Here is a 13,664-nt window from a genome sequence, read left to right as displayed (position 1 = left end):
TGTCTGTACCCACTTATTCCGTCGACTCATCTAGCTTTCTGGTTCGCCCAGTTCGTTCGTCCAGTTCTGGAGCCCAAATACTGCAACCTAACGGAGGGACTGTAATGACAATACTGTGTGACATGCCCTGCCATGGCGTCGCTTGAACTTCACAGGGATTATCATTGACGACGTGACTGCCGCCATAGTGGCGATGGTCGCTGTTGAGCATTTCGCTGTAGCATTGTTCCGCAGGTACACCCACTCTGAAATCGTGATAAACCTGTGGAGACATGTTGACCACAATCACGACATGTTGTTGCTTATCCATGCCAAAACGACAAAATACTAAAATGTTATTTTCAGCATTGTTGCAGTCGAGCCATTGGAAACCGTCGCTATGATGATCACGTTGATATAAGGCAGGATATTGTTGATAGCATTGATTGAGATCGCGCACCCAATCTTGCACACCTTGATGTGGTGCATAGGTTAATAAATGCCAGTCGAGGCTCTGGTTATGGTTCCATTCGTTGCGCTGGGCAAACTCGTTACCCATAAACAACAGTTTTTTGCCCGGATGGGTCCACATAAAGCCATAATAAGCGCGTAATGTGGCGAACTTCTGCCAGTCATCACCAGGAATTTTATGCAGTAACGAGCCCTTACCGTGAACCACTTCATCATGACTGAGTGACAAAATAAATTGTTCGGTAAAAGCATAAACTAAGCTAAAAGTGAGCTCTCCATGGTGATAACGCCTAAAAAGGGGATCGCAACTGATATAACGCAGTGTGTCGTTCATCCAGCCCATATTCCACTTAAAGCCGAATCCTAAGCCATTATTACTGGTGGCTTGTGTCACACCTGGCCATGCGGTGGACTCTTCAGCAATCATGTTAATACCAGGAAAACACTGATACATACGTGCGTTTAATTCTTGCAGAAAGCTGATTGCCTCAAGGTTTTCACGACCGCCAAACTCATTGGGGATCCATTGATCCGCTGTACGGCTATAATCGAGATAGAGCATTGACGACACAGCATCAAGGCGTAAGCCATCAAAATGAAATTCATCTAGCCAGTAATGCGCATTACTGTATAAAAAACTGCGCACTTCCGCGCGGCCATAGTTATAAATTAAGGTATCCCAATCCGGATGTTCGCCTTTACGGGGATCGTCATGTTCATATAAGCAACTGCCGTCAAACCGTACCAAACCGTGAGGATCGCGAGGAAAATGAGCTGGCACCCAATCGAGTAACACCGCAATGCCTTGCTGGTGGCATGCATCGATAAAAGCTTTAAGGCCATTGGCATCACCAAAGCGATACGTCGGCGCAAATAATCCCACGGGTTGATAACCCCAAGAGCCATCGAACGGATATTCACTGATTGGCATTAGCTGTAAATGGGTAAAGCCCATTTCTTTGATATAAGGCACCAACTCGGCTATCAACTGCGAGTAATCGGTATAATCTTGGCCGTCATCCCCGTTGCGGCGCCATGAGGCTAATTGCACCTCATAAATAGACATAGGTTGTACATGTGGCTGATGACTTGCCCGTTCTGTTAACCATTGACTATCTTGCCAGTCATAGCCTTCTACTCGAGGTATTTTCGACGCATTATGAGGTGACGGTTGCATGGCGACCGCATAAGGATCGGACTTAATAACTTGATTGCCATGCATATCGCTAATGGCATATTTATAGTGCTGATCGGGTTCAACCTCGGCAATGAAAATATCCCACAGCCCACTGGCTGGATGATGACGCAACACATGGCGCTTATTGTCCCATAAATTAAAATCACCAATCACCGCAACTTGCTTAGCATTTGGCGCCCAAACACAAAAATGAACCCCTTTTACATCGTGATGTTTACGCCAATTAGCGCCTTGAAAATGGTATGTTTGCAGCTGGCTTCCTTCGCCAAATAAATACACATCGTCAGGATCGAGTAGACTGTCAAATTGATATGGGTCGGTGATAAGCTGCTCACACAACGGATATTGCACCCGTAATAGATAAGCAAAATGGTTAACTCTGCGGCCCATTTTACCGGCAAATAAACCTTGTTCATTCACTTGCTCAAGCGTCGCCACTTTACGTCGATCTTTAGCATTCAACACATCAACACTGAGCGCACCAGGTATTAAGCAACGAACAACCAGCGCTTTATCATCATTAACACTGTGCATACCAAGCAGTGAAAACACATCGGTGTACTCACCATTTAATAAGGCCATTTCACTACCTTGTTGAAAATACGGGGTCGCTACTGTCATATTTAATGATCCATTAATGAGCAAGTTTATCGGATGACTATGTGTTTACTGCACTTGTTTTAACTGCACTGGCGTGAGTTCGGGACTTTCGCGCCGATGCTATCGCTTCAAGACGTTGCTGCACTTTAGGGCTTTGGGACATTTGTTTGATAGACAGGGGTAATCGGCGTTGCCAATTAGGGAACTCTTTCCAAGTACCGGGAATATTTACCCCGTGTTTATCAGCGACTAAATCACTTAATTGCACACTAAATAGTTGTGCATTGCCCTTAGCAGCAACGCGGATCCAAGCCAACAACACACTATCAAAATCTAATTGTTCGGCTAATGTCATGGGGGTTGGTAGCTCAAATGCTTGTTCGCGGATAAGCAAGTCAATCAATTGCTGTTTTTCTTGCTGACGCTGGTCCATGACCTGATGTAACTTGTCATCGGTTTCAATCAATTCAAGTTGACGTCGTAGGCGTAAATCCGCAGCAAACCACCACGCAGAAAGTGTCGGTACATCGTGATTAGCCAACATCATCAGGCTTTGACGTTTATAGTCTTGTGGTGGTTTAAACCCATTATGGTCTTTACAGAAATAAAATAATTCATTTGATAAAATGCCCGCTTGGTGTAAACACGACACAATCTCTGGTGGTACTATGCCTAAATCTTCGCCAATCACGATGCAACGAGCACGCTGGCTTTCTAAACAAACAATGGCGAGCAAGGTGTCCAGCGGATAATATACATAGCAACCTTTACCAAGTTCTTCATGCAGAGGCCACCACCACAAACGTAGTAATCCCATAACATGATCAATTCTCAGCGCGCCGCAGCTTTGCATATTACTGCGAACCAATTGGATGAAATGGCTAAAATTATGCTGCTTTAATTTCACGGGGTCGAATGGGGTTAAGCCCCAATTTTGGCCTTGCTCAGCAAAAGGATCTGGTGGTGCGCCGATACTGGCGTTATCACAAAACAAATCTGCATTGGCACTAATTTCAGCGCCATGACTCACCGCACCTACGGCCAAATCACGAATAAGCCCAATACTCATACCGCATTGTTTTGCATTCAACTGGCAAGCTTGTAATTGTTCATCGGCGACAAATTGCAAATACATATAAAAGCCAACATCTTGAGTGAAGTATTTAGATGCTAATTCCACTTCGACGGTAACAAACTGCATCAACGCAGCTTCATCTTGTACAACAAACTCTTTATAGGCCTTGTATCTTGGGGTTTCTAGCTTGATGTGGTGAGAACAAAATATTTGATACATTTTCTCGAATGCTGCGTATTTAAGACTGTGCACCTCATCGTAATTAATAAGATGTGCTTGATTTAGTACTAACCTTTTTTGCTGCCATTTTTGTGATGATAACTCCCCATTAAGGGCTTTATATTCATGAACGGCTTCAATTTGTATGTACAAGGGGTTTAACCGACGGCGGTCTGTTGGACTGTATGGACTGGGGTTATCTGGCTGGCTTATGTCTACTGCATGTAATGGATTGAGAAGAATAAAATCAGCACCAGCATGGGCAGCATACTCAATAAGCTCAGCTAAATTGCCAAAATCACCAATGCCCCATTGCGCATCATTACGCAATGCATACAGTTGCGCATTAAGCCCCCAAGATTGCTTACTGCTGTTAAGTGGTTGCACTAAGCGACCTTGATAAGCCGTAGACGGTGCAACCATCAACTGTCCATGTAAGGTATCTTTATGCTGAGGATCGTTAATAAACGCTAAATCGAGTTGGTGATAACCTAAATGTAATTTAGCTTTATCAAGCATTAAACGATATTGGCAATAACGTTGATCATTAATATGATATTCGCCAGCAATAACACAATCACTCACATCGGCATTCACCGAAATTGTGTCAATATTTTCACCGCTGATGGTCACCACAAACTCAGATGAATAATGCTCTGGCAGATAGACATCAACATGAGGCTTATCAATAGTACACCACTGAAAACCATGTAGCGGTACCAACCAAGGCTGTACATCGAGTTGCTCTATTCTGGCGTCTATCTTTGGTGGTGATAAATGCTGCTGAGTAAAAGCCTGTACATCGAATAGTTGCTGGCCAGGCTTATTCATACCATGAAGGTGCTCATGTTGATCAAACGACGATTGCAACAACATTGTGGTTAAAATGCCCTGCCTGTCCTTAGCAGGTATGTGAACAAGATTACCGAAACAATCGATAAACTCTGCCCCAACGCCTTGCAAATATAGCAACTTCTCTAGTCCCATATTTGTCTTCCTCGCGATAATTAACTGCATTAATTCCAGCAGTTACCATGCCAGTTCATCATAACAAATTGACGACAGATTAATTGCAGTAAGATGACAATGGCTATTCATTAAAAATCATATAGTTACTAAAGAAAGGTTAAGATTGTATTGCTCGTTTAATACGCTTGTTTTAAGTTTGTTTTTTGCACAAAAATAGTGCACAACAATCAAATCAGTGCATATTATCTATGGATTTCAAGTGGAAGCGCCTTAAAAAGAGGCAGTTGATATCATTGCTATTATGATTTTGTATTGCCAATAGCTTAAGTCTTAAAACTGCTCTGACTCAATTACCCTATGTAGATGTTTAAGCCTTATAACGCCACGGTTAACAGTGATGCTTGTTACTGAAATAGAATAGCCAATTAATACTTCTGTTATGCTAGCTGTATCGCTATTGTCAGCGGTGGGGTGATAATCTCTTCGTTCCAAAGTACCACGCAGGGTTGATTCCAGATCACAACATCCCTTGTCATTAACAGGATACACACGTAATAAATGAATAAACACGAATTCACTTTGCGCTACAACTTACATTGTTTGCGTTCGACAATTGCTTCTGCGCCCCCGTCGTACCTTGGCCGCGAAGCCGCGGTATTAATCCCTGTAATCGAAATAGAGCAACAATTACATATTATTTTAACCCGACGTCCGATGCATTTACGTCACCATCCTGGGCAAATTAGCTTTCCTGGCGGCAAAGTTGAGCCAAATGATATTAATGCCATCCACACCGCGCTGCGCGAAGCTCACGAAGAAATTGGCTTATTGGCAGATAATGTTGATATTTTAGGTGTGTTTCCAGCTCATAAAACCTTTACCGGTTTCGAGATCACCCCTGTCGTGGCAATAGTAAAGCAGCCATTTGAACTGGTACTCGACCCCGGTGAAGTGGATGATTGTTTCTCAGTACCATTGAATTTTTTTATTGAGCGCAGTAACCGTCATAAAATGTTTCATTATCGCCACGGCGCACATTATCAAGTGCATTTTATGCCATTTGAAGACAAATTTATTTGGGGGGTAACGGCAGCCATCATAGATTTACTGTGCCACCATATAGCAGATAACTAATCACTGTAGGCGCATGACGTAAAAAGCCAATTGATGGTTGATTAGCTTAGAACTATTGTTCCAAGCATCATCAGCGTTATTTTACACCACGTAACGAATATACAAACCTGCTGCGAGTGATACCAAAAACAACAATGGAATATTGACCCAAAAACCAATTCGAGTGGTGGCTTTTGCATAAAAGTTTACCAGCAAATTCAAAAAGCTGACCCCAGCACACCACCATATTAAGTATTCTAATTTAATGGTTAACTCAGGGTCCCAGTTTAATCGTACCGATGCGCCTTTACTCAAAAAATAACCTACCGCACGATCAGGTCTGGCTTCGCCAAAAATAATCAATGCATAAATGGCTAAGCTCCAGCCTAATAACGACAAAACGGTCAATACAACCTGTATAATTCCTAAACGAGACATGGCCTTTCCTTGGTTTACGAGAGAATATAAAGGCTAATTAGCCATATATTTAACCGACATACTCAAAAGTATCACATTAATCACCCTAGAATAGCGTTTTCAGCTTGAGAAAAGCCACCAGCAAGGTAAGATAAACCCCAATTTTATATTTATATTCTATACGTTGGAGAATAAAGCAACAATGAGCATTGCATCTGTCGCTTCTGTATTTAAAGGTGAACACGCCGTTGGTTCGCAAGTCACTGTCCGTGGCTGGGTAAGAACTCGTCGTGATTCAAAAGCGGGTATCTCTTTCTTGGCCGTGTATGACGGTTCATGTTTCGACCCTATTCAAGGTGTCTTGCCTAATAGCCTAGCCAATTACAATGACGATGTATTGAAATTGACTGCTGGCTGCTCTGTCGTAATGACGGGTGAAGTAGTTGCCTCTCCTGGCGCTGGTCAAGCATTTGAATTACAAGTCACTGAAATAGTGGTTACGGGTTTTGTAGACGATCCAGATACTTACCCAATGTCGGCCAAACGCCACTCTATTGAGCATTTACGTGAACTTGCCCATCTACGCCCACGTACTAACATTATTGGTGCAGTAGCCCGTGTACGTAACTGTTTATCGCAAGCGATTCACCGCTTCTATCATCAAGAAGGTTTTATCTGGGTATCTACCCCGTTAATTACCGCTTCTGATTGCGAAGGTGCGGGCGAAATGTTCCGCGTGTCGACCTTAGACATGGAAAATCTACCTCGCACAGCTGACGGTAAAGTCGATTACGATAAAGATTTTTTCGGTAAAGAATCATTTTTAACCGTGTCGGGTCAGTTAAACGCTGAAACTTATGCTTGTGCGTTATCGAAAGTATATACTTTTGGCCCAACGTTCCGTGCTGAAAACTCAAATACCACTCGCCACCTTGCAGAATTCTGGATGGTTGAGCCTGAAGTGGCATTCGCAACGTTAGATGATGCGGCTGAGTTAGCGGAAAGAATGCTTAAATTCGCGTTTAGCGCAGTGCTTGAAGAACGCATGGATGATTTAAACTTCTTTAACGAACGTGTTGATAAAACCGTTATCGAACGTTTACAAGCATTCGTTAGCAGTGATTTTGCTCAAGTGGATTACACTGATGCGGTTGAAATCCTTAAAAACTGTGGTAAGAAGTTTGAATTCGCAGTTGAATGGGGTATTGATTTACAATCTGAGCACGAACGCTACTTAGCTGAAGAGCATTTTAAAGCGCCTGTTGTCGTTAAGAACTACCCGAAAGACATTAAAGCTTTCTATATGCGCTTAAACGATGATGGCAAGACTGTTGCAGCAATGGACGTATTAGCACCAGGTATTGGTGAGATTATCGGTGGTGCACAGCGTGAAGAGCGTTTAGACGTGCTTGATATGCGTTTAGCTGAAATGGATTTAAGCCAAGAAGATTACTGGTGGTATCGTGACCTACGTCGTTATGGCACCGTACCTCATTCAGGTTTTGGTTTAGGTTTCGAGCGTTTAGTGTCGTATGTTACTGGCGTTAACAACATTCGTGATGTTATTCCATTCCCACGCGCCCCACGTTCAGCCAGTTTCTAATTATCTCGATAATATGAAATGACATAAACGCGCCATTTGGCGCGTTTTTTATTAGCTTTACCATATGGTTTTTAGGATATATCAGTATCAGTATTTTAATTTATAGTGTTCAAACTGACTAAATCCATAGATTTATTAGAGAGAGATCTGATAACAATGCAATGAAAATGACACATATTATATGACACGTTATTCTATACATATTGCAAGCTGTAGCACTTATTAAGTCAAAGGTATTTCTATGAATATAAAGTTCTCAATTAAGAGAATGCTCCAAATTACCATTATGCTAACGTTAACTGCGTTGACACTATTAGCTTGGGTTATGAGTGTTCAGCAATCACGTATACATGTAAATGTTAAACATGAAGAACAACAAGTTAATGCCATATTTGCCTTAAAAGATACTCGTTATTTTGTCGTGCAAATACAGCAATTTCTAACTGATGTCGGTGCAACAAAAAGTGATGAAGCAAAATCAGAAGCACTCGAAAGTAAGCAAAGCGCCCTAGAACATATTGAAAAATTGATTCAATATGCTCCTGAATTTACCGTTCAGGCACAAAACATTAAACGCCAAGTTAATTCATTACATGATTCAGGCATAAAAATGGCTGATGCCTATTTGACTCAAGGAACTGATGCCGGCAATTTATTAATGAAAAGCGCTGGTGGTTTTGATGATGCGGCTGGCGATTTAGCTGATAACTTAGATCTATTGGCTCAAAAACTCGATCAGCAATTTATACTCACCGTTAATGAAACGCTCAGGGCAACCACTACCGCTGCTAGAGTGCAATTATGGGGAAGCATTGGCATAGGATTGTTTATAGTGATCATTATGATAGTGCTATACCAACGTATTTTAACACCACTTAAAAAACTTGATGATTCAATGCGCAATGTGGCCTCTGGCGCCAAAGATTTAACCGCAAGGTTAGATGATAGCAGTGATGATGAAATTGCCAAAGTTGCCGCCAGTTTTAATGCGTTTGTTGGTAATATTGGCGAATTAATTACTGACTTTAATCATAATACCCAACAATTAGGTACAGCAAGCGACCAATTAACTTCGGCTAGTAACGAAACGTTGAGTGGGATGCAGCGACTACAAAGTGAAACTGAACAAGTCGCTACCGCTATGAATCAAATGCAAGCCACCGTCATTGAAGTTGCTAATAATGCAGAGTTAGCCGCTCAAGCAGCTCAAGAATCTGATGCACAAGCACTGCATGGTGACAACATTGTCAAGAAAACGATTACTTCGATTGATCATCTTGCTAAAGGGGTTGAACAAGCCGCTAATGCACTCTATCAATTGCAAAAAGATACCGATAATATTGGCACTATCTTAGAAGTCATTCGAGGAATTGCAGATCAAACCAACTTACTGGCTCTGAATGCTGCTATTGAGGCTGCGCGTGCAGGAGAGCAAGGACGAGGTTTTGCTGTTGTCGCTGATGAAGTACGCACCCTAGCAAAACGAACTCAAGATTCGACTAACCAAATTCAGCAAATGATTGGCCAATTACAATCAGGCGTAAAAGGAGCCGTGACAGTAATGGCATCGAGTCGAGAGCAAGCCATTAACAGTACGGAGCAAGCGGCGCAAGCTGGTGATGCGCTGAGCAAAATTACTCAGTCTGTGGCGACAATAGCCAATATGGCGACTCAAATAGCGACCGCAGCAGAAGAACAAACTGCAGTAAGCGATGAAATTAATCGTAATATTGTCAATATTAGCGATGAAGCTCGTTTGACAGTGACCAATGCCCAGCAATCAAATACTGCCAGTATCCAAGTTGGTCAGTTATCACAACAGTTAAGAGCTCAAATTGGTCAATTTAAAATCAATTAACTGACGCTACAATGTCATTTAGAGAACATTCTCAGCCAGTTTTTCATATTTTCATTGATAAACTGGCTATCTATTTTCACCTAAAATTATATTTTTCAGTAAATTAACTGTTTACAATGATCAGGTCACGTAAATGTTTGACGTCATCACGCACGGCAGCAGCTTGTTCAAACTCTAGGTTCTTAGCGTGTTCATGCATTTGTTTTTCCAATTTATCAATTTGATGACTCAAATCGGCAATACTGGTGTATTTCGCTCGCTCTTCTGCCACTTCAGCAAATTTAGAGTGATTTTTACGAGTACCTTTACTGAAGTTAGTGTCACCTACATCCATTACATCGGTAATACTCTTCACTACACCACGAGGCACAATACCGAGTTTAAGGTTATGTAGGTGTTGCTTTTCACGGCGACGCTCTGTTTCCCCCATGGCTTTAGCCATTGAGTTGGTTATTCGGTCCGCATATAGAATGACTTTACCGTTAACGTTACGAGCAGCACGGCCGATAGTCTGAATAAGTGATCTCTCTGAACGTAAAAAGCCTTCTTTGTCTGCATCTAAAATGCACACTAATGACACTTCAGGCAGATCTAGCCCTTCACGTAATAAGTTAATGCCAATCAGTACGTCAAAACGTCCCAAGCGTAAATCACGAATAATTTCAACTCGTTCAACGGTATCAATGTCCGAATGTAAATAACGAACTTTAACCCCATGCTCGTCAAGGTATTCACTCAGATCTTCAGACATCCGTTTAGTTAATGTGGTCACCAGCACACGCTCATTAACCGCCACGCGTTTGTGGATCTCAGACAAAAGATCGTCAACTTGAATGCCCACAGGCCGAACTTCCAATACAGGATCGAGTAATCCGGTTGGCCTTACAACCTGCTCTGCTATCTCGCCGGTACTTTTTTCAAGCTCATATAAACTGGGTGTTGCTGAAACAAAAATGGTTTGCGGCATTAATCGTTCAAACTCTTCAAACATTAACGGCCGATTATCTAGTGCTGATGGTAATCGAAATCCATACTCTACTAAGTTCATTTTCCTGCTTCTATCACCTTTGTACATAGCGCCAATTTGCGGTACCGTCACATGTGACTCATCAATAATCAGTAGACCATCTGCAGGTAAATAATCTAATAATGTTGGTGGACCTTCTCCAGGCGATCTGCCTGATAAATATCGAGAGTAGTTTTCAATCCCGGAGCAATATCCTAGCTCGACCATCATTTCTATGTCGTATTGAACTCGCTCAGTGATCCGCTGAGCTTCAATCAATTTATTGTTATCGAGTAGATATTGACGACGTTCTCTGAGTTCTTCTTTAATATCTTCAGTTGCCGCTAAAATTTTCTCTCTTGGTGTCACATAATGCGTTTTGGGATAAATGGTGGCACGCGCTATTCGTTTGTTAATCTGTCCGGTCAAGGGATCAAACTCACTTAAGCGTTCTATTTCGTCGTCAAATAATTCTATTCGAATGGCTTCGCGTTCAGATTCTGCTGGAAAAATATCTATCACTTCACCGCGAACTCGATATGTCCCGCGTTGTAACTCAATGTCATTGCGTTTGTATTGTAATTCACTGAGCCGAATGAGGATGTCACGTTGGCCCATAAAATCGCCTTGACGCAAATGCAATAACATCTTCATATAAGAATCAGGATCGCCTAAACCATATATGGCTGACACAGAGGCAATAAGCACCACATCTTTACGCTCTAATAACGCTTTAGTGGCCGATAAACGCATTTGCTCGATGTGGGCATTCACCGATGCATCTTTTTCAATAAAGGTATTAGAAGCGGGTACATAAGCTTCTGGTTGATAGTAATCATAATAAGAAACAAAATATTCAACCGCATTATGTGGAAAAAACTCTTTCATTTCGCCATAGAGTTGCGCGGCAAGTGTTTTGTTAGGCGCCATAATAATGGTTGGCCTGCCCATTTGCTTAATCACATTCGCGATAGTATAGGTTTTACCTGACCCTGTTACGCCTAATAACGTTTGACTAGCAACGCCAGACTCTAAGCCATCTACTAATTTTTTTATTGCTGTAGGTTGATCGCCGGCGGGTTCGAATTTGGACTCTAGGGAAAATACTGACTCTGACACAACATGGTTTCCTATTCTATTGAACCAATTATCATATACCTAAACACAGGTTAATGGCGATACATAATAGTACTAAACCTCTGGTGTTTTTACTTGAGGCAGTAACTATATTGAAGGAAAAATTGCAGAATATTATTTAATATTGGTGTGTTTCATGCAGATCATTCTCTGTCACTTGGTTCTTCAATATGACAGCATAATGATCGTAATATGAAAGTTATAAACAAATCGATTCGATCAGTATTTAAGGCCACAAATGCGCTAAAAATCGAGCTTAAAGCACAATTTAATACACAATCTACTATTCAAAGAGATTACAATTTTGCAATTGACAGAACAGTGAAAAAATAAAGTTGTTGATTTTTGTATCTGTTTGATTAAAAACAACTTAACTTATCGCTAAATATTTGTACCAATTTAAGTCCGACTCAAGCGCAACAAGGGTTAGCCGCTTATTTACAGTAGAAGTCCACAAGTTTATCCACAGATTTAGTGGATAAGTCACAAAAGCCCAATACTACTGCGGGGTAGCGAGCAAGTGAGTTTCATAAAAACGTAAGAAAATTGTGATGAAATTTAATTACATTTGCACATTAATACGAAAGATAGCGACAATAGTTCAGTTGCTGTTTTAAATTTGTAGTCGCCTCATATATTAGCAACGCCTTGAACACCGATCAACATTGCGATCAGTGAGCGCTTACGCTAGTACACATTCAACAAATATCACCTCCCTCGTATCGCTAAACATGGTTGACTCAGCCCAAGCTATGGCTGGTGAATATTAGCCATACTCAAATTGATTATTTTCAGCCACGTCTTAGTATTTAGTGATAACTGCACTATAGAACTCATCAAGGTGTCGACAATATAGCTATAATGCCACTGGTGATAGCTGGGTAATCTCAACGGCTAAAAACAACAATGTACAACAATGTATTACTCGGTTTAAAAGCTTGTGCGCGCTATGTATCGATGCTTTGCTGAGTTAAATATCATTAACATACTTTGACTCAAGAAGCTGTCGATAAAAACATAACTTAATCTCATAACTTAATCTCATAACTTAATCTCATAACTCAATCTCATAACTCAATCTCATAAGATCAACCTTAATTTAGGATAATAAAGAATTATCACATCACAAAATTTGCACTATCAGTTTGCTTAAAGTGACATTCAGTTTGCTTAAAGTGACATTGACTTGCAATAAGCCCCCTTTTCACATGTCAAATCTGCTTAATGAGTACAAAAAATAGTAAGTTTGATATTGCTGACTTGCCATAAATCCGTTTTTACCGATCTATACAATCTCTGTATCTCGAATTGCACTTATATCAACACGGTTTTCAGTTCCGCCATAAAGCCACACCGACGAGATAGCCGAAAAAACACAACGATAGACATCAAAAACATGATGTATACAAAAATATTGTCTTTATAATCGTGGAAATGAATGTTGAGAGTAAGTGATTCATTTTGTTTTCATTGTTTAAAAATCGACACAAATGCCCAAAAGTCGTTCACGATGTGTGTTTGGTAACCAATTAGTCACATAAATGCGTTTTTTTTTATAACTCGAGTTGACTCAGTTACCAGAGCGTTTTACTATGCGCTCCGTTCTCAGCAATACATTGCTAAAAACGCTTCCCCAGTAGTTCAGTTGGTAGAACGGCGGACTGTTAATCCGTATGTCACTGGTTCGAGTCCAGTCTGGGGAGCCAATTTAGTATGCAGAGTTGAGATGTAAGCGTAATTCCCCAATAGTTCAGTTGGTAGAACGGCGGACTGTTAATCCGTATGTCACTGGTTCGAGTCCAGTTTGGGGAGCCATCGTTTACTGTTATCGAAATAATTCCCCAATAGTTCAGTTGGTAGAACGGCGGACTGTTAATCCGTATGTCACTGGTTCAAGTCCAGTTTGGGGAGCCATCGAGATAACACATTTGAAATAATACGCTTCCCCAATAGTTCAGTTGGTAGAACGGCGGACTGTTAATCCGTATGTCACTGGTTCGAGTCCAGTTTGGGGAGCCA

7 protein-coding genes and 4 tRNA genes are annotated in these 13,664 nt (G+C 41.3%); 7 read left to right on the top strand and 4 right to left on the bottom strand.

Features of this window, described 5'->3' with window-relative positions; all coding sequences use genetic code 11:
- Nucleotides 1-13: 13 nt before the first annotated feature.
- Complete coding sequence (glgB, locus tag AAEY97_RS05500) at nt 14-2,269, bottom strand: 1,4-alpha-glucan branching protein GlgB (RefSeq protein ID WP_350997127.1); 2,256 nt, start codon at nt 2,267-2,269, stop codon at nt 14-16.
- 37 nt (nt 2,270-2,306) lie between these two features.
- The gene (malQ, locus tag AAEY97_RS05495; RefSeq protein ID WP_350997124.1) at nt 2,307-4,529 is read right to left on the bottom strand and encodes a 4-alpha-glucanotransferase; all 2,223 of its coding nucleotides are present in this window, start codon (nt 4,527-4,529) and stop codon (nt 2,307-2,309) included.
- Nucleotides 4,530-5,069: 540 nt separating this feature from the next.
- Here malQ and AAEY97_RS05490 point away from each other — a divergent pair.
- The gene (locus AAEY97_RS05490) at nt 5,070-5,645 is read left to right on the top strand and encodes a CoA pyrophosphatase (protein WP_335692015.1); all 576 of its coding nucleotides are present in this window, start codon (nt 5,070-5,072) and stop codon (nt 5,643-5,645) included.
- Between the two features lie 81 nt (nt 5,646-5,726).
- Here AAEY97_RS05490 and AAEY97_RS05485 read toward each other — a convergent pair whose 3' ends face one another.
- Nucleotides 5,727-6,062 carry a hypothetical protein gene (locus AAEY97_RS05485; protein ID WP_011637624.1) on the bottom strand — a complete coding sequence of 112 codons (336 nt, stop codon included), beginning with the start codon at nt 6,060-6,062 and terminating at the stop codon, nt 5,727-5,729.
- Between the two features lie 181 nt (nt 6,063-6,243).
- On the opposite strand from AAEY97_RS05485, the gene asnS reads away from it, so the two are divergent.
- Complete coding sequence (gene asnS, locus AAEY97_RS05480) at nt 6,244-7,644, top strand: asparagine--tRNA ligase (RefSeq protein WP_101087044.1); 1,401 nt, start codon at nt 6,244-6,246, stop codon at nt 7,642-7,644.
- A 241-nt stretch (nt 7,645-7,885) separates the two neighbouring features.
- Entirely contained in the window at nt 7,886-9,502 is a 1,617-nt protein-coding gene (locus tag AAEY97_RS05475) for a methyl-accepting chemotaxis protein (RefSeq protein WP_350997121.1), read from the top strand.
- A gap of 103 nt (nt 9,503-9,605) precedes the next feature.
- Here AAEY97_RS05475 and uvrB read toward each other — a convergent pair whose 3' ends face one another.
- The gene (uvrB, locus tag AAEY97_RS05470) at nt 9,606-11,627 is read right to left on the bottom strand and encodes an excinuclease ABC subunit UvrB (RefSeq protein ID WP_192115015.1); all 2,022 of its coding nucleotides are present in this window, start codon (nt 11,625-11,627) and stop codon (nt 9,606-9,608) included.
- A gap of 1,648 nt (nt 11,628-13,275) precedes the next feature.
- Between uvrB and AAEY97_RS05465 the strand changes: the two genes are divergently transcribed.
- From AAEY97_RS05465 to AAEY97_RS05450, 4 genes are all read left to right on the top strand, one after another.
- Nucleotides 13,276-13,351, top strand: a tRNA-Asn gene (locus AAEY97_RS05465).
- 33 nt (nt 13,352-13,384) lie between these two features.
- Nucleotides 13,385-13,460 (top strand) — tRNA-Asn (locus tag AAEY97_RS05460).
- A gap of 23 nt (nt 13,461-13,483) precedes the next feature.
- Nucleotides 13,484-13,559, top strand: a tRNA-Asn gene (locus tag AAEY97_RS05455).
- A gap of 29 nt (nt 13,560-13,588) precedes the next feature.
- A tRNA-Asn gene (locus AAEY97_RS05450) sits at nt 13,589-13,664 on the top strand.

Origin of the sequence: Shewanella sp. TB7-MNA-CIBAN-0143 (genome assembly GCF_040310065.1) — a bacterium.
Lineage (GTDB): Bacteria > Pseudomonadota > Gammaproteobacteria > Enterobacterales > Shewanellaceae > Shewanella.
Note: the sequence above shows the minus strand (reverse complement) of the source record. Positions and strands in the feature narration are given on the sequence as shown.